The organism is Blastococcus deserti, assembly GCF_042682525.1.
Taxonomy (GTDB): Bacteria; Actinomycetota; Actinomycetes; order Mycobacteriales; family Geodermatophilaceae; genus Blastococcus_B; species Blastococcus_B deserti.
In genome coordinates this window covers 317237-333472 of record NZ_JBHUHP010000010.1, presented here as the reverse complement: position 1 = coordinate 333472, position 16236 = coordinate 317237, and the positions used below count along the sequence as shown (strand labels likewise).

14 protein-coding genes are annotated in these 16236 nt (G+C 73.6%); 3 read left to right on the top strand and 11 right to left on the bottom strand.

The features are described from left to right. Positions 1-4: 4 nt before the first annotated feature. The 7 genes from ACFSHS_RS12380 to ACFSHS_RS12350 form a co-directional block, all read right to left on the bottom strand. Positions 5-808, bottom strand: a complete 804-nt coding sequence (locus tag ACFSHS_RS12380) for a shikimate dehydrogenase (protein WP_376876102.1) — start codon at positions 806-808, stop codon at positions 5-7. After that, positions 805-2712 carry an endolytic transglycosylase MltG gene (gene mltG, locus ACFSHS_RS12375; RefSeq protein WP_376876099.1) on the bottom strand — a complete coding sequence of 636 codons (1908 nt, stop codon included), beginning with the start codon at positions 2710-2712 and terminating at the stop codon, positions 805-807. Before mltG ends, ACFSHS_RS12380 begins: the two co-directional genes overlap by 4 nt. Beyond that, positions 2709-3320 (bottom strand): Holliday junction resolvase RuvX, encoded by a 612-nt coding sequence (ruvX, locus tag ACFSHS_RS12370; RefSeq protein ID WP_376876096.1) that lies wholly within the window; start codon positions 3318-3320, stop codon positions 2709-2711. Before ruvX ends, mltG begins: the two co-directional genes overlap by 4 nt. Before the next feature lie 74 nt (positions 3321-3394). Then, positions 3395-6076, bottom strand: a complete 2682-nt coding sequence (gene alaS, locus ACFSHS_RS12365) for an alanine--tRNA ligase (RefSeq protein WP_376876094.1) — start codon at positions 6074-6076, stop codon at positions 3395-3397. Positions 6077-6149: 73 nt separating this feature from the next. Next, the gene (locus ACFSHS_RS12360; protein WP_376876091.1) at positions 6150-6449 is read right to left on the bottom strand and encodes a hypothetical protein; all 300 of its coding nucleotides are present in this window, start codon (positions 6447-6449) and stop codon (positions 6150-6152) included. Continuing rightward, positions 6449-6874 carry a DUF948 domain-containing protein gene (locus ACFSHS_RS12355; RefSeq protein WP_376876088.1) on the bottom strand — a complete coding sequence of 142 codons (426 nt, stop codon included), beginning with the start codon at positions 6872-6874 and terminating at the stop codon, positions 6449-6451. The genes ACFSHS_RS12360 and ACFSHS_RS12355 overlap by 1 nt, the downstream gene beginning before the upstream one ends. 148 nt (positions 6875-7022) lie before the next feature. Beyond that, on the bottom strand, positions 7023-8357 hold the full coding sequence (locus tag ACFSHS_RS12350; RefSeq protein WP_376876085.1) for a replication-associated recombination protein A: 1335 nt from the start codon (positions 8355-8357) through the stop codon (positions 7023-7025). Between the two features lie 34 nt (positions 8358-8391). On the opposite strand from ACFSHS_RS12350, the gene ACFSHS_RS12345 reads away from it, so the two are divergent. Then, complete coding sequence (locus ACFSHS_RS12345) at positions 8392-9252, top strand: aldo/keto reductase (RefSeq protein ID WP_376876082.1); 861 nt, start codon at positions 8392-8394, stop codon at positions 9250-9252. A 169-nt stretch (positions 9253-9421) separates the two neighbouring features. Next, entirely contained in the window at positions 9422-10294 is an 873-nt protein-coding gene (locus ACFSHS_RS12340) for an endonuclease domain-containing protein (RefSeq protein ID WP_376876079.1), read from the top strand. A gap of 77 nt (positions 10295-10371) precedes the next feature. Here the strand turns inward: ACFSHS_RS12340 and aspS are convergent, their stop codons facing one another. The 4 genes from aspS to ACFSHS_RS12320 all read right to left on the bottom strand — a co-directional run bounded on the left by aspS (position 10372) and on the right by ACFSHS_RS12320 (position 15212). Then, complete coding sequence (aspS, locus tag ACFSHS_RS12335) at positions 10372-12147, bottom strand: aspartate--tRNA ligase (protein ID WP_376876076.1); 1776 nt, start codon at positions 12145-12147, stop codon at positions 10372-10374. A gap of 17 nt (positions 12148-12164) precedes the next feature. Next, positions 12165-13148, bottom strand: coding sequence for an aldo/keto reductase (locus tag ACFSHS_RS12330; RefSeq protein ID WP_376876073.1), 984 nt, complete (start codon positions 13146-13148; stop codon positions 12165-12167). Between the two features lie 109 nt (positions 13149-13257). Continuing rightward, a complete protein-coding gene (gene hisS, locus ACFSHS_RS12325) occupies positions 13258-14520 on the bottom strand; it encodes a histidine--tRNA ligase (protein WP_376876070.1) in 1263 nt (420 codons plus the stop codon). Next, positions 14517-15212, bottom strand: a complete 696-nt coding sequence (locus tag ACFSHS_RS12320) for an MBL fold metallo-hydrolase (RefSeq protein WP_376876067.1) — start codon at positions 15210-15212, stop codon at positions 14517-14519. The genes hisS and ACFSHS_RS12320 overlap by 4 nt, the downstream gene beginning before the upstream one ends. A gap of 176 nt (positions 15213-15388) precedes the next feature. Between ACFSHS_RS12320 and ACFSHS_RS12315 the strand changes: the two genes are divergently transcribed. Further along, the gene (locus ACFSHS_RS12315) at positions 15389-16228 is read left to right on the top strand and encodes a peptidylprolyl isomerase (RefSeq protein WP_376876064.1); all 840 of its coding nucleotides are present in this window, start codon (positions 15389-15391) and stop codon (positions 16226-16228) included. The last annotated feature ends 8 nt before the right edge of the window (positions 16229-16236 follow it).

The window sequence follows — 16236 nt, the reverse complement described above, 5'->3', positions numbered from 1 at the left end:
GCGCTCAGCGGGCGGCGAGCGCCGCGTCCAGTGCGCGGCGCATGGCCTCGATCGGCGCGGGCCGGCCGGTCATCAGCTCCACCTGCACGGTCGCCTGCCAGAAGAGCACGTCCAGGCCCCCGGCGACCGTGCCGCCGAGACCCGCGACGTGCTCGGCGAGCACGGTCGGCCACGGGGCGTAGAGCACGTCGAGGACGGTGTGGTCCGCCCGCCAGGGCAGCGACAGCAGCGCCGGCTGGGCGTCCACCGGGACGGTGCTGACCACCAGCGGGGCGTCGAGGACGGCCCCGGCCAGGGGCGTGACCGTGGCCGGCACGCCCAGGGCGGCCAGCACCCCCATGACGTCCCCGGCCCGCGACGGCTCGCGGACGACGACGTCGACGTGCTCGGCGCCGAGGGAGGCCAGCGCCACCGCCGCGGCGGCCGCCGTCCCCCCGGAGCCGACGACCACGGCCGCGCCCACCTGCTCGACCCCGGCCAGCTGCAGCGCCATGCCGATGCCGGTGACGTCGGTGTTCTCCGCCCGCCAGCCCGCATCGGTGCGCACCAGGGTGTTCGCGGCGTGCAGCAGCCGCGGCAGCGGCTCCACCACGTCGGCGACGTCCACGGCCGCCTGCTTGCACGGCATGGTCACCGAGAACCCCCGCCACTCCTCGCCGAGACCGGCCAGGAGCACCGGGAGGTCCTCGGCCCCGATGTCCAGGGCGTCGTAGGTCCAGTCGACCAGCCCGAGCGCCGCGTAGGCCGCCCGGTGCAGGACCGGGGAGAGCGAGTGGGCCACGGGACGTCCGAGGACCGCGGCCCTCATCCCTCTGGGTGCTCCCGCAGCCACTGCTGGAACAGCAGCACGTTCTGCTGGTGCTCGGCTCCGGTCACCGCGAACCGGGTGTCCCCGGTGTCGGGGTCGACGACCACGAAGAAGCGCCAGTCCCCCGGGGTCGGGCTGAGCACCGCGCGCAAGGCGTCCTCGCCCGGGTTGTTGATGGCGCCCGGCGGCAGCCCCGGGTGCAGGTAGGTGTTGTACGGCGAGGGGTTGGCCCGGTCCTGGACCGACGTGGTGATCCCGCCCTTGCCGTTGGCGTAGTTCACCGTGGAGTCCATCTGCAGCGGCATGCCGTCGGCGATCCGGTTCTCCACCACCCGGGCGACCTTGCCCATGTCCTCGACCGAACCGGCCTCGGCCTGCACGAGGCTGGCCTTGGTCACGACGGTGAGCCGCTGCTCGACCGGGACCTGCAGCTGGTCGAGCACCTGCACCCCGCGCGTGACCATGGCTCGCAGGATGTCGGCCGGTGGGTCGTCGGGCTCCACCTCGTACGTGGCCGGGAAGAGGAAGCCCTCCAGCTGGCCATTGGCGTAGGCCGGCAGGCCCAGCGACGCGGTGTCGGCCGCGGCGGCCCGGTACTCCTCGATCGGCCGGCCGGTCTCCTCGGCGATGCGGGCCAGGGTCCGCTCGACGGTGAGCCCCTCGGGCAGCGTGACCCGCGAGAGCAGCCGGGACACCGGATCCAGCATCAGGTCCAGCGCGGCGCGACCGCTCATCTGCAGCCGCATCTGGTACACGCCCGGCTGGATGCCGACCGAGGCCGCGTTGGTCTCGGCGGCGTCGACGAAGGGCCCCACGGAGGCGATGACGTCGGCCTCCACCAGCGTGCGGCCGATGTCGCTGAGCGTGTCGCCGTCCTGGACCCGGATCTGCACCTCGCCGGCGCCCTGACCGGTGTAGTCGCGCGCGGTCGGGTTGACGAGCTCGATCAGCTTCTGGCCCCCGAGGACGATGCCGACCACGATGCCGGCGAGCACCAGCAGGGAGACGATCACGGCCACCGGGCTGCGGCGCCGGCGGCTGCGCCCCGTCCGCCGGTCGTAGGGCTTGACCGGGATGTCCTCGCCGAACGCCTCGTCGTGCACGAGCGAGTCCTCGTCGAGGGGGTCCGCGGCGTGCCGCCCCGGCTCCGGCCGCTCGGCCCGGGCGCGGCGCCCGCGGCGGCCCCGCCGACGCGGCTCCTCCTCCTCGACGTGGGCACCGATGACCTCGAGGCCACCGGTCTGGTCCTCCCAGCCGTGCCCGTCGTCGGGGTCGAGGTGGTGCGCGTCCGCGACCCCGTCGTCGGCACGGTCGTCGGACGAGCGGAAACCGCCCACGGGCCCGGGAGTCTCCTCGCCGTGGCTCCGCCTGTCCAGGTGCGTGTCCAGGCGCGTGTCATGGCGCGTGTCATGGCGCGTGTCATGGTGCGTGTCATGGTGCGGGTCATGGTGCGGGCCCGGGAGCAGCGGCTGCGCCACGGTCTCCGCGTCGTCGCCCGGCTGCTGGCGCGGGTGCAGCCGGTCCCACACGCCAGGAGGACGGGGCGGGATCGGCGCGGACGGATGGGACTGCGGCAGGTCGTCGCCGGCGCCCCACCGGGTGGACCCCGGGTCGCCGCCGCCGTGGCGCGCGCTCAGCGGGTGGTCGGGGTGGTCGCTGGAGGCGTAGGACCACCAGTCGGGCTCGGCGAGCGGGCCGGTCTCGTCGGCGTGCCGGTCCAGGACGCCGGATCCGCGGTGCAACCGGCTCCGGGGCTCCGGCCCGATCGCCTCGAGGCCGCCGGTCACGTACGGGGCGACCTCGTACCGCGCCGGCTCGTACCGCGGGACGCCGAAGCCGAGGGCCTCGGTGCGCGGGAACCGGCTGTCGGGCGAGGCGTGCCGCCCCCCGCCGAGGTCGCTCACGAGCGTTGCCGCCGGGTATCGAGGAACTGCTGCAGGATGACCACGGCGGCCGCCTGGTCGATCACCGGGCGCTGCTTGCGGCTGTCGATGCCGCCCTCACGCAGGTGACTGGCTGCGGTCACGGTGGAGAGCCTTTCGTCGATCAGGATCACCGGCACATCCGGAATGCGGTCGGCTAGTTCCTGAGCGTAATCGTTGGCGTCCTGGGCGGAGGCTCCCGACGCACCGGACAGATGCACCGGCTCCCCCACCACCACCTCCGTCACCTCGTGTTCCACCACGAGGGCGGCCAGCCGGTCGATGTCGGACCTGTCCTTGGCCCGGCGGAGGGTCTCCAGCGGGCTGGCCAGCGTGCCCGTCGGGTCCGACAGGGCTAGGCCGACCCGCACCGTCCCGACGTCCACGCCCAGAACGCGGCCGCCCCGGCGGCCCGACCCCGGCTGCCGCGGCGGCACCTTGAGGTGCTGCGGCCAGCCGCCGCTGAGGTCGATCTCGCTGGTCTCGTTCGACACCGGGGGGAAGCCGCGGCTCAGGTCGATCTCCGTGGTCGGGTGGTACGTCGGCTCCGGCGCCGCGGGCGGGGTCGCGCGCGGGCGCGCCGGCGGCACGGCCGGCAGGTCACGACGCCGTCCGCCGACCGGGCCGGTGTCCTCGGGGTTGTACTCGGTTCCGGGCACGTTGGTCACCTTCCCGTGGCGGTCGCGACCGCCTGCTCGCCGGCCTGCAGTGCCGCGGGGATCCCCGCGGGATCGGTGCCGCCGCCCTGGGCGACGTCCGCCTTGCCTCCGCCGCGGCCGCCGACCGGTGCCGCGGCTGCCCGCAGCACGTCGTTGGCCGACAGCCCCCGCTCGAGTGCCGCCGGGTTCAGGGCGGCCACGAGTGCCACCTTGCCACCGGTCTCGGACGCGAGCAGGACGACGGCCGGCCGGTCACCGGGCAGCCGCCCCCGCACGTCCAGCGCCAGGGTGCGCAGGTCGCCACCGGCCAGGCCCGAGGGCGAACCGGTGACCACCGCGACGCCGGCGACGTCCTTGGCCGCCGCGGCCAGCTGACCGGCCGCCGCGACCGACTGCTGCGCCCGCAGCTCGGCCAGCTCCTTGTCGACGTCGCGCAGCCGCGCCAGCATGCCGCTGACCCGCTCCACCAGGTTGTCGGACGGCGACTTCAGCAGGTCGGCGAGCTGCCGGACCAGGTCGCGCTCGCGGGCCAGGTACCGGAAGCCCTCCAGGCCCACGACCGCCTCCACGCGGCGGGCGCCGGAGCCGACCGAGGACTCGCCGGTCAGCGCCAGGGTGCCGATCTGCGCGCTCCCCCGCACGTGCGTGCCACCGCAGAGCTCGCGCGACCAGGGGCCGCCGATCTCGACGACGCGCACCTGCTCGCCGTAGGTCTCGCCGAACAGCGCCAGCGCACCGAACGCCTGCGCCTCGGGCAGGGTCATGTAGCTGGCGGTGACGCGGTGGTCGGCGCGGACGGCGGCGTTGGCGACGTCCTCGATGTCGGTGCGCTGCTGCGGGGTGAGCGCCCCCTGCCAGGCGAAGTCCAGCCGCAGGTAGCCGGGGCGGTTGTAGGACCCGGACTGCAGGGCCTGCGGGCCGAGCACCTGGCGCAGCGCGGCGTGCAGGACGTGGGTGCCCGAGTGCGCCTGGCACGCCGAGAGCCGCCATTCGTAGTCGACCTCGGCGGTCAGCTCGGCCCCCGGGCGCAGCTCGCCCTCGAGGACCCGCACCTGATGGGCGACCAGGCCCTTGACCGGGCGCTGCACGTCGATGACCTCGGCGCGCCCGCCGTCCCAGGTGAGGACGCCGGCGTCGGCGACCTGCCCGCCGGACTCCGCGTAGAACGGCGTGCGATCCAGGACGACGCGCACGATCTCCCCGGGGCCGGTGACCTCCGCGCCGCCCTCCTCCTCGGGCACCAGCGCCAGCACGCGCGAGTCGGTGCGCAGGGTGTCGTAGGCCTGCCAGTCCGTCGGCCCGTGCTCGGCGAGCAGGCGACGGTAGGCCAGCACGTCGACCGAGCCGGTGCGCTTGGCCCGGGCATCGGCCCGGGCCCGCTCGCGCTGCTCCTTCATGAGCGCCCGGAAGCCCTCCTCGTCGACGGTCACCCCCTGCTCGGCGGCCATCTCGAGGGTGACGTCGATCGGGAAGCCGTAGGTGTCGTGCAGCGAGAACGCCTGGTCGCCCGAGAGCGTCGGCGTCCCGGAGGCCTTGGCCTGCTTCACGGCGGTGTCGAACAGCGTCGTCCCGGCCGACAGGGTGCGGCGGAACGCCTCCTCCTCGGCGTAGGCGACGGCCGAGATGCGGCCGAAGTCGGTGGCGAGCTCCGGGTAGCTGGCGCTCATCGCGTCCCGCGACACGGGCAGCAGCTCGGGCAGCGTGGCCTCGTCGACGCCGAGCAGCTTCATCGACCGGACGGCGCGGCGCAGCAGGCGGCGCAGGATGTAGCCGCCGCCCTCGTTGCCCGGCGTGACGCCGTCGCCGATGAGCATGAGCCCGCTGCGCACGTGGTCGGCGACCACCCGCAGCCGGACGTCGGTGTCGTGGTCGCGGCCGTAGGTGACGCCGGCCAGCTCGGCCGCCCGGCGCAACACCGGGGAGACCTCGTCGATCTCGTACATGTTGTCGACGCCCTGCAGCAGGTAGGCCACCCGCTCCAGACCCATGCCGGTGTCGATGTTCTTCTTCGGCAGCTCGCCGAGGACGCGGAACTCCTCCTTGCTCCGCACCTCGTCGATCTCGTACTGCATGAAGACGAGGTTCCAGATCTCCAGGAACCGGTCACCGGCGGTGTCGACTGCCGGGCCGCCGTCGGGCCCGTACTCGGCGCCGCGGTCGATGTAGATCTCCGAGCAGGGGCCGGCCGGGCCGGGCGCGCCGGTGTGCCAGTAGTTGTCCTTCTTGCCCAGGCGCTGGATGCGCTCCTTGGGCAGCCCGGCGATGCGGTGCCAGGCGTCGGCGCCCTCGTCGTCGTCCAGGTAGACCGTCGCCCAGATCGTGTCGGGGTCGAAGCCGAGCCCGCCGTCCTCCAGCTTCCCGGTGATCAGCTCCCACGCGTACTGGATCGCGCCTTCCTTGAAGTAGTCGCCGAAGGAGAAATTGCCGTTCATCTGGAAGAACGTGCCGTGCCGGGTGGTCTTGCCCACCTCCTCGATGTCGAGGGTGCGCACGCACTTCTGCACGCTGGTGGCCCGGGGGAACGGCGCGGGCTCGCGGCCGGTCAGGTACGGGATGAACGGCACCATGCCGGCCACGGTGAACAGCAGCGACGGGTCCGGTGACACCAGTGACGCGCTGGGGACGACGGTGTGGTCGCGCTGGGCGAAGTGCTCGAGGAAGCGACGGCGGATCTCGGCGGTCTGCATCAGGTCTCACTCAGTTCTGCGAGTCGGGTGCTCGATGTCGGGCGCCCGCGACGGGCGTCAGCTGTCGGCCACATCAATCAGCGCTGTGCGCACCGTGCCGTCCGGGAAGCTGGCGGCCGGGCAGCTGCACCTGGTCGCCGGTGGGCAGCGGCGCGTCCAGGCCCGTGCCCGCGCGCAGCTCCGCCTCCCGTTCCGCGGCGGCGGCCCGGATGTCGGCCCCGAAGTCGCCGATCGCCTCGGCGAGGTCGCGCAGGCCCTCGGCGATGGATCCGGCGATGCCCGCGGGGGTCATCTTCTCCGCGGCGCGGCTGAGCTTGCGCACGACCAGGGCCCCGATGGTGATGCCCATCGCCAGCCAGAACAGCCGGCGCATCAGGCGGCCCGCCGCGCGGCACGGCGCGCCCGCCGTGCCTCCTTGTCCCGCTGAGCCGCCTCGGCGATCGCCTGGCCCTCGCGCCGCTTCTTCACGGCGCTGCGCACGCCGTAGCTGAAGGCGGCGACCTTGATCAGCGGGCTGCCGAGGGTGGCGGCGACGACGCTGGTCAGCGCGGCGACGTTGCTCGACACGTTGGCCGCGTTGCCGGTGATGTCGTCCACGCGCTCGAGGTTGCTGTTGACGTGGGTGACCGTCGTGCTGGCCTGCGACAGGATCGGCGCGCTCTGCTCGCGCACCTGCCGGATGGTCAGCGTGGTCTCGTCGAGCGTGCGCCCGAGCTTGAGCAGCGGCACGGCCAGCAGCACCACCAGCAGCACCAAGGCGCCGGCGGCGACCAGCCCGGCGATCTCTCCTACGGACACGCGCGCTCCTGTTCTGGGTCTGTGGTTCGCCCGGCTCGATCGTCTCGGGTTCGGCCCGGCGTGGTCACAGTAGTCGCGCGGCGGCCGGTCCCCGGAGTCGTATCGGCAGGCTGCCCACCGCCCTCGTCGCCGGCCGCTCGCGGGGGGCTCAGCGGCCGCGCCGCACGATGGCCCGCAGCTTGGCCAGCCGCTCGCCGAGCCTGGCCTCCACTCCCCGCCCGGTGGGGCGGTAGTAGTCCTTCCCCACCAGCGCGTCGGGCGGGTACTGCTGCGGGACGACGCCGTCGGGGTGCGCGTGCGGATAGACGTAGGTCGCGCCGTGACCGAGCTTCTTCGCGCCGGCGTAGTGCGCGTCGCGGAGCCCGGGCGGCACCGGGCCGGCCAGGCCGGCGCGGACGTCGGCGACCGACTCGCTCAGGGCCACGGTGACGGCGTTCGACTTCGGCGCGGTCGCCAGGTGGACGACGGCCTGGGCCAGCGGGAAGTGCCCCTCCGGCATGCCGATGAAGGCCACGGCGTCGGCCGCCGCGACGGCGGTGAGCAGCGCCGTGGGGTCGGCCATGCCGATGTCCTCGCTGGCGGAGATGACCAGCCGCCGGGCGATGAACCGCGGGTCCTCCCCCGCCTCCACCATGCGGGCCAGGTAGTGCAGGGCGGCGTCGACGTCGCTGCCGCGGATCGACTTGATGAGGGCGCTGGCGACGTCGTAGTGCTGGTCGCCCTGCCGGTCGTAGCGGACCGCGGCCTGGGCGACGGCCGTCTCCAGCGTCGCGAGGTCCAGGACGTCGGCGCCCGCGGCCCTGGCCGCGCCGGCGCCGGACTCGAGGGCCGTCAGCGCCTTGCGGGCGTCGCCGCCGGCCACGCGGACCAGGTGCTCCTCGGCCTCCTCGGTGAGGGTCACCGCCCCGTCGAGCCCCCGGTCGCTGGTGAGCGCCCGGCGGAGCACGGCACGGATGTCGTCGTCCGACAGCGGCTGCAGGGACAGCACGAGGCTGCGCGACAGCAGCGGGCTGACCACGGAGAAGAACGGGTTCTCCGTGGTCGCCGCGATGAGGCTGACGATCCGGTCCTCCACGGCGGACAGCAGGGAGTCCTGCTGGGTCTTGGAGAACCGGTGGACCTCGTCGATGAAGAGCACCGTGCGGCGGCCGGCGTAGGTGAGCTCGCGCTTGGCCGCGGTGATGACCGCCCGGACCTCCTTGACCCCCGCGTCGAGGGCCGAGAGCTGGACGAACTGCCGCTTGGTCGCCAGTGAGATGACGTGGGCGAGGGTGGTCTTGCCGGTACCGGGCGGGCCGTAGAGGACCAGCGACATCGGCTCGTCGGACTCGACCAGTCTTCGCAGCGGCGCGCGCGGACCGAGCAGGTGCTGCTGGCCGACGACCTCGTCGAGCGACCGCGGTCGCATGCGGACCGCGAGCGGCGCGCCCGGGTCGACCGGCGCCGGCCCGGTCTCCTCGGGCGCGTCGAACAGCGAACTCACGGTTGCGACGCTACCCGCGGGGCACGACAGGCCCGTGGAGCACAGACGCATCGGGAACGTGACCGTCGGCGCCATCGGTCTCGGCGCCATGCCGCTGTCCACCAAGGAGGACCGGCCCGCCCGCGAGGACGCCGTCGCGACCGTCCACGCCGCGCTGGACGCCGGCGTCACGCTGATCGACACGGCCGACGCCTACTCGTGGGACGAGTCGGAGTTCGGGCACAACGAGTCGCTGGTGGCCGAGGCGCTGGCCTCCTACGGTCCCGGCGCCGGCGACGTGCTCGTCGCCACCAAGGGCGGGCACACCCGCGCCGGCCGCGAGTGGGGTCTCGACGGGTCGCCGTCCTACCTGCGGCGGGCGTGCGAGGCGTCCCTGCGGCGGCTGGGCGTGGAGGCGATCGGTCTCTACCAGCTCCACCGGCCCGATCCGGCCACGCCGTGGGAGGTGTCGATGGCCGCCCTGCGGGCGCTGTACGACGACGGCCTCGTGCGCATGGTCGGGATCTCGAACGCGTCGATCCCCCAGATCGACTCCGCCCGGGCGGTCCTGGGTGAGGCGCTGGTCAGCGTGCAGAACCAGTTCTCCCCCGGGTACCGCTCGTCGGCGGTCGAGCTGGAGCACTGCGCGAAGCACGGGCTGGCGTGGCTGCCGTGGAGCCCGTTCGGCGGGGTGTCGGCCGCAGGCTCGCTGGATGCCGCGGCGCCGGCGTTCGCGGAGGTGGCCGACGAGCTGGGCGTCTCGGTCTACCAGGTGACGCTGGCCTGGCACCTGGCGCAGGCCGACGTCGTCATCCCGATCCCGGGCGCCTCCCGTCCCGCGTCCATCGTCGACTCCGCCGCCGCCGCCGACCTGCAGCTCAGCGCCGACCAGCTGGCCCGCCTGGACGCGAGTTGACGCGAGTTGACGCGAGTTGACGCGTCCACCTCCTAGCCCCGGTTGATCATCGTCATCCGGCGGTCGCCGCCGGCGTGTCGACCAGCCACTTGCCGATGATCAACCGGGTGCCGTCCACAGATCCCTGCGCGGAGCGTGCTGAGGGTGCCGCCGGCCCCAGGGTCGGGGAATGCCGCTGCCTCCGTCCTACTCCGCCGCGTCCGCACGAGCTGCCGGCCTGACCCGAGGCGTCCTGCGCGGAAGCCGGTACCTCCGGCTCGCCCACGACCTGACCGTGCGCCTCGACGACGCGATCGACGAGTGCGAGCGCCTGCAACTCCTCGCCTCCCTGCTCCCGCCGGACGCCGCCTTCAGCCATGCCACCGCCGCCGCGCTGCTCGGCGCACCGGTGGACGCCCCCCTCCGTCCGCACGTCGTGCTCACCCCGCGCCGGGTCCTGCCCCAGCACAGCGGGTTGGTCGTCCACGCCCGGCGGTTGGGTGGACCGGACGTGGTCGTCCACCGTGACCTGCGCCTGACGTCCGGCGCGCAGACCTTCCTCGACCTGGCCGCCGTGCTGCCGCCCTGGGAGCTGGTGGCCGTGGGCGACGCACTCCGTCGCGCCGGGCACATGACCGCCGCCACCATCGGGGAGCGACTGTCGAGAGCCGGTCGAGTGCGTGGGGTGGTCCGGGCCCGCGCATGCGCACCGATCCTGTCCCCACTGGCCATGTCCCGCCCGGAGAGCCTGATGCGCTACTGGCTCGTGACCAGTGATCTGCCGCACCCGGAGCCGCAGGTGCCCGTGCAGGACCGGTGGGGCCGGGTGGTCTCGCACGGCGATCTCGGCTACCCGGAGTGGCGCGTCCTGCTCGAGTACGAGGGCCGGCAGCACGCGGACGACGAGCAGTTCGGGCGGGACATCGACCGGTATTCCCTCATGGCGGCCGGCGGCTGGCTCGTGCTGAGGTTCGCCAACCGGCACGTCCACGGACCCACGGCCGTGGTCGAGCGAACACGCCGCGCCCTCGTCAGCCGGGGATGGCGGTCCCCCTCCAGTTGATCATCGGCATGTGGCGGATAGACACGCCGGTCGCGACAGCCACATGCCGATGATCGGCTCGGGGGAGACGTCCGCCCTCAGTGCGCCGGGTTCGTCGGCCCCGGTGCGCCGGGCTCGCCGGGCAGCGGCGGCTCCTCCGGGATGGCGTCGATGCCGGCCTCCTTGCGCTGCGCCTCGGTGATCGGCGTCGGCGCACCGGTGAGCGGGTCGAAGCCGGCACCGGTCTTCGGGAAGGCGATGACCTCGCGGATCGACTCGACGCCCGACAGCAGCGCGCAGGTGCGGTCCCAGCCGATGGCGGCGCCGGCGTGCGGCGGCGGGCCGTAGGCGAACGCCTCCAGGAAGAACCCGAACCGCTCCCGGGCCTCCTCGCGTGACATGCCGAGGGTCTCGAACACCTTCTCCTGCAGCGCGGCGTCGTGGATCCGCACCGAGCCGCTGGCCAGCTCGTTCCCGTTCACCACCAGGTCGTAGGCGTCCGACAGCGCCTCACCCTTGTTCTCCGCGAAGGTCTCCCGCCACTCGGGGGTGGGCGAGGTGAAGGGGTGGTGCATGAACGTCCAGGCGCCGTCCTCGGTCTGCTCGAACATCGGGAAGTCCACGACGAACAGGAACGACCAGGTGCCCGGCTCGATCAGCTCCAGCCGCTTGGCGATCTCGTTCCGCGCCGCCCCGAGCAGCTCCTGCGACGAGCGGCGCTGGCCGGCGGCGAAGAAGACGCAGTCACCCGGCTTCGCACCGACGGCCTCGACCAGCCCCTCCCGCTCGGCGTCGGAGATGTTCTTCGCCACCGGGCCGCCGAGCGTGCCGTCGTCGCCGACGGTGACGTAGGCCAGGCCGCGGGCGCCGCGGGACTTGGCCCAGTCCTGCCAGGCGTCGAACGCCCGGCGCGGTTGCGAGCCCCCACCGGGCATGACGACGGCGCCGACGTAGGGGGCCTGGAACACCCGGAAGGGGGTGTCGGAGAAGTAGTCGGTCAGCTCGGTCAGCTCGATACCGAAGCGCAGGTCCGGCTTGTCCGACCCGAACCGGTCCATCGCCTCGCGGTAGGTCATCCGCGGGATCTCCGGCACCTCGTAGGACGCCAGCTCGCGCCAGAGCGCGCGGACGACGTCCTCGGCGACGGCCAGCACGTCGTCGCGCTCGACGAAGCTCATCTCGAAGTCCAGCTGGGTGAACTCCGGCTGCCGGTCGGCACGGAAGTCCTCGTCCCGGAAGCAGCGCGCGATCTGGTAGTAGCGCTCCAGCCCACCGATCATGAGCAGCTGCTTGAACAGCTGCGGTGACTGCGGCAGCGCGTACCACTTGCCCTGCTGCAGCCGGACCGGCACGAGGAAGTCGCGGGCGCCCTCGGGGGTGGACCGGGTGAGGGTGGGGGTCTCCACCTCGACGAACCCGTGCCCCGCCATCACCTCCCGGGCGATGCGGCTGACCTCCGACCGCAGACGGATGGCCTTCGCCGGGCCCTGCCGCCGCAGGTCGAGGTAGCGGTACTTGTAGCGGACGTCGTCCGAGGCCGCCTGGTCGGTCTCGATGGGGAAGGGCAGCGGCGCGGAGGCCGACAGCACCCGCAGCTCGGTGGTGGCGACCTCGATCTCGCCGGTGGGCAGCTCCGGGTTCTCGTTCCCCTGGGGGCGGCGGCGCACCTCACCTCGCACGAGCACGCAGTACTCGTTGCGCAGGTGGTGGGCCTCCTCCTCGCGGACGACGACCTGGACGTAGCCCGAGGCGTCGCGCAGGTCGAGGAAGACGACACCACCGTGGTCGCGTCGGCGGGCCACCCAGCCGGCGAGGGTGACGGTGGTGCCGGCGTCGGACGCGCGCAGCGAGCCGGCGTCGTGGGTGCGAAGCACGTGAAGAGCCTTTCTGGTCACCAGCGGTCGTGGACGTGGGCGCGGATGCGCTCGTCGTACACGCGCTCGAGGTCGCTGAGCTGGGAATCGGTGAGCGGCGCGAGGGTCGCGGCCGCGACGTTGCCCCGGACCTGCGTGACGTTGCGCGCGCCCGGGATGACCGTGGTGACGCCGGGCTGGTCGATGACCCAGCGCAGGGCGAAGGCGGCCAGCGGCACGGCGTCCCCGGCGATCTCGGCGACCTCGCGCGCGGCGGCGACCCCGACGTCGAAGGGCACGCCGGAGAAGGTCTCGCCGACGTCGAAGGCCTCGCCCCGCCGGTTGAAGTTGCGGTGGTCGTCGGGCGGGAACGTCGTGGACTCGTCGTACTTGCCGCTCAGCAAGCCGCTGGCCAGGGGGACCCGGGCGAGGATGCCCACCCCGGCCCGGGCGGCCGCCGGCAGCAGCTCCTCCAGCGGCTTGCGCCGGAAGATGTTGAGGATGACCTGGATGGTGGCGACGCCCGGGTGCTGCAACGCGGTCAGCCCCTCCGCGACGGTCTCGACCGAGACGCCGTAGGCGGCGATGGAGCCGTCGGCCACGAAACCGTCGAGGGCGTCGTAGACGCGCTGGTCGGAGTACACCTCGGTCGGCGGGCAGTGCAGCTGCACGAGATCCAGGGTGTCGACGCCGAGGTTGCGCCGGGACTGGTCGATCCAGCCGCGCAGGTTCTCCGGTGAGTACTGCTCGGCGGTGTGCGGGTTGGCCTGACGGCCCGCCTTGGTGGCGACGAAGGGCCGGTCCGCACGTGCTACCAGCGCCCTGCGGATGCGCTCCTCCGACCGGCCGCCGCCGTAGACGTCGGCGGTGTCGAGCAGGGTCACGCCGGCGTCCAGGGCGGCGTCGAGCACCTGGCCCGCCGCGTCGTCGTCGACGTTGCCCCAGTCACCGCCGAGCTGCCACGTGCCCAGCCCGATCACGCTGACGTCGGCGCCGGTTCGTCCGAGAGGACGGGATTCCATGCTCATCGTTCGGCTCCGCCCTCGTTCCGCTCCTCGGTCGCTGTCCCCCGCAAGCGGGAGGTGCCCCCAGCCTGAGGCGATGCTCGCTCGGGCGTCGCTCTCACAGCGCTCACTTCCCCACACTCGCACGCACCGTGTCGAACAGCTCGCCCACCGGAACCGCCCGCTGCTCGCCGGTGCGCATGTCCTTGACCTGGCCGACGCCCGCGACCAGGTCGCGCTCACCCACCACGACCACGTGCGAGGCGCCGGACCGGTCGGCGGCCTTCATCGAGCCCTTGAGCCCCCGGTCCCCGTACACGGTGTCCGCCGAGATCCCCGCCGCACGCAGCTGCGCGACCAGCCGGACGGCGAGCCGCTTCGCCTCGGCGCCCAGGGGGACGACGAAAGCCTGCACGCGCGCGGTCGCACCGATGTCGAGCCCCTCGGCCTGCACGGCCAGGAGGGTGCGGTCGACACCGACCGCGTACCCGATGCCCGAGACGTCGGGGCCGCCGAGCGCCGCGGACAGGCCGTCGTAGCGCCCGCCACCCCCGATCGCCGACTGCGCGCCGAGCCCGTTGTGCAGGAACTCGAAAGTGGTCTTCGTGTAGTAGTCCAGGCCCCGCACCAGTCGCGGCGCCTCGGTCCAGGCGACCCCGAGGTCGGTGAGGTGCTGGCGGACGGCGTCGTAGTGGGCCCTGGTCGAGTCCGACAGGTGGTCGACCATCAGCGGGGCGTCGTCGAGCTGCGCCTGCACCTCGGGCCGCTTGTCGTCGAGCACGCGGAGCGGGTTGATCTCCGCGCGCCGCCGGGTCTCCTCGTCGAGGTCGAGCTTCTCCAGGTAGGCCACCAGCAGCTCGCGGTACTGCGGCCGGCAGGTGGCGTCGCCGAGCGAGGTGAGCAGCAGCTCGAAGTCGGTCAGTCCCAGGTCGCGGAACCCCTGCACACCGAGCGCCACCACCTCGGCGTCCAGCGCCGGGTCGTCGACGCCGAGGGCCTCCATGTCCACCTGGGTGAAGTGCCGGTACCGGCCGGCCTGCGGACGCTCGTAGCGGAACGCCGAGCCGACGGTCCAGAGCTTGACCGGCAGCGCGCCGTCGTGCAGCCGGTGCTCGATGAAGGCGCGCATCAGCCCGGCCGTGAGCTCCGGGCGCAGGGTGAGCGAACGGCCACCGCGGTCGGCGAAGGTGTACATCTCCTTCGTCACGACGTCGGTGGACTCCCCCACCCCCCGCGAGAAGACCTCGGTGTGCTCGAACACCGGCGTCTCGACGTAGCCGTACCCGGCCCGCCGCAGCGGCGCGGTCAGCGTGTCGCGCACCGCGAGGAAGCGGGCGGAGTCCGGCGGCAGCGTGTCGAAGGCGCCCTTGGGCGCGGTGAGGCCGCTCACAGACCCCTCCTGCTCGGCTCGGGTCCGGCACCGGCCGCCGCCTCGGCGAGGTAGGGGTTGGTCGCGCGCTCCCGGCCGATCGTCGTGGCCGGGCCGTGGCCGGGCAGGACGACGGTCGCGTCGTCCAGCGGCAGGACGACGTCCCGCAGGGAGCGCAGCATCGCGTCCCACGAGCCGCCGGGCAGGTCGACGCGGCCCACCGAGCCCGCGAAGAGCACGTCCCCGGCGAGGAGGCCCGGCGCCTCCCCCAGGTCGACGGAGAACATCACCGATCCCTGCGTGTGCCCGGGCGCGTGGCGCACGGTCAGCTCCACGCCGGCCAGCGAGAGCACGGCGCCGTCGTCCAGCGCTCGGACCTCCGACGGGTCGGGCAGCCGCACCCCGGTGATCAGAGGCGCCAGCTGCGGGCCGTGCCACCGCGCCGGGTCGGAGAGCATCGCGAAGTCGCTCGGGTGCAGGTAGGCCGGGATGTCGTAGCCGTCGCACACCGGCAGCACCGAGAAGGTGTGGTCCAGGTGCCCGTGGGTCAGGACCACGGCCACCGGCTTGAGCCCGTCCTGGGCCAGCATCCGGGCCAGCGGCTCGACGGCGTCCATGCCGGGGTCGACGACGACGCACTCCTGCCCCGGGCCCGAGGCCACGGCGTAGCAGTTGGTGCCGAACGCGCCGGCGGGGAAGGAGCGGATGAGCACCCGTGCAGGTTACGCGGGCCGGCTCGGGCGCCCCGCCGGGAGCCGGGCGTTCCCGGGCGCCGCCACGGGACGCACAGTTTCGGGACCTAGACTCGGCCGCCGAGCCGGGGGAAACCGTCCGAGGGACGCGCCCGCCGAGCGCCCGAGCACCCGTTCGTCCGAGGAGTACCGCACACGTGCCGACCAACAAGCAGCGCCGCCAGGCCGCGCAGCGTCACCTGCAGCGCCAACTGGAGCGCCGCGCCGAACAGGCGAAGAAGCGCCGCCGGAACCTGGGCATCCTCGCCTCCGCCCTCGCCGTCCTGGTCGTGGTCGGAGCGGCGCTGCTGATCACCGGCGTCTTCAAGGGCGACGACGACGCCGAGGCGGCGGGCGATCCCACTCCGTCGGACACGGCCACCAGCGCCGCGGCGCCCTCGACGAACGCCGACGGCACGGTCACCTGCACCTACGCCGCCGACGACTCGGGCAATCCCAACCTGACCGACGTCGGCACCCCGCCCAGCCCCGAGGCCACGCTCGCGCAGGGCACCAGCACCCTCCTGATGAGCACCGACCAGGGCGACCTCACCCTCACCCTCGACCGCGCCAAGGCCCCGTGCGCCGCGGCGAGCTTCACCTACCTGGCGCAGGAGTCCTTCTTCGACGGCAGCTCCTGCCACCGCCTGGTCAACCAGCCCAGCTTCGGCGTGCTGCAGTGCGGCGACCCGACCGGGACCGGCTCCGGCGGGCCCAGCTACAAGTACGCCGAGGAGGTGACCCCCGAGACGACCTATCCGCGGGGCACCATCGCGATGGCCAAGACCGCAGCTCCCGGCACCACCGGCAGCCAGTTCTTCCTGTGCTTCGTCGACACCGAACTGCCGCCGGAGTACACCGTCGTCGGCACCGTGGACGAGGCCGGCCTGGCGGTCCTCGACGAGGTCGCCGCCGGCGGCATCAAGGACGTCGGCCCGCAGGGTGACGGCGCCCCCGCGATCCCGGTCACCATCAACACCCTGTCCGTCGTCGCCTGAACCCAGCG

Coding starts and splice junctions, on each gene's coding strand:
- ACFSHS_RS12330 (WP_376876073.1), bottom strand. CDS start 13,148: ATGGAATCCCGTCCTCTCGGACGAACCGGCGCCGACGTCAGCGTGATC.
- ACFSHS_RS12360 (WP_376876091.1), bottom strand. CDS start 6,449: ATGCGCCGGCTGTTCTGGCTGGCGATGGGCATCACCATCGGGGCCCTG.
- ACFSHS_RS12340 (WP_376876079.1), top strand. CDS start 9,422: ATGCCGCTGCCTCCGTCCTACTCCGCCGCGTCCGCACGAGCTGCCGGC.
- ACFSHS_RS12380 (WP_376876102.1), bottom strand. CDS start 808: ATGAGGGCCGCGGTCCTCGGACGTCCCGTGGCCCACTCGCTCTCCCCG.
- alaS (WP_376876094.1), bottom strand. CDS start 6,076: ATGCAGACCGCCGAGATCCGCCGTCGCTTCCTCGAGCACTTCGCCCAG.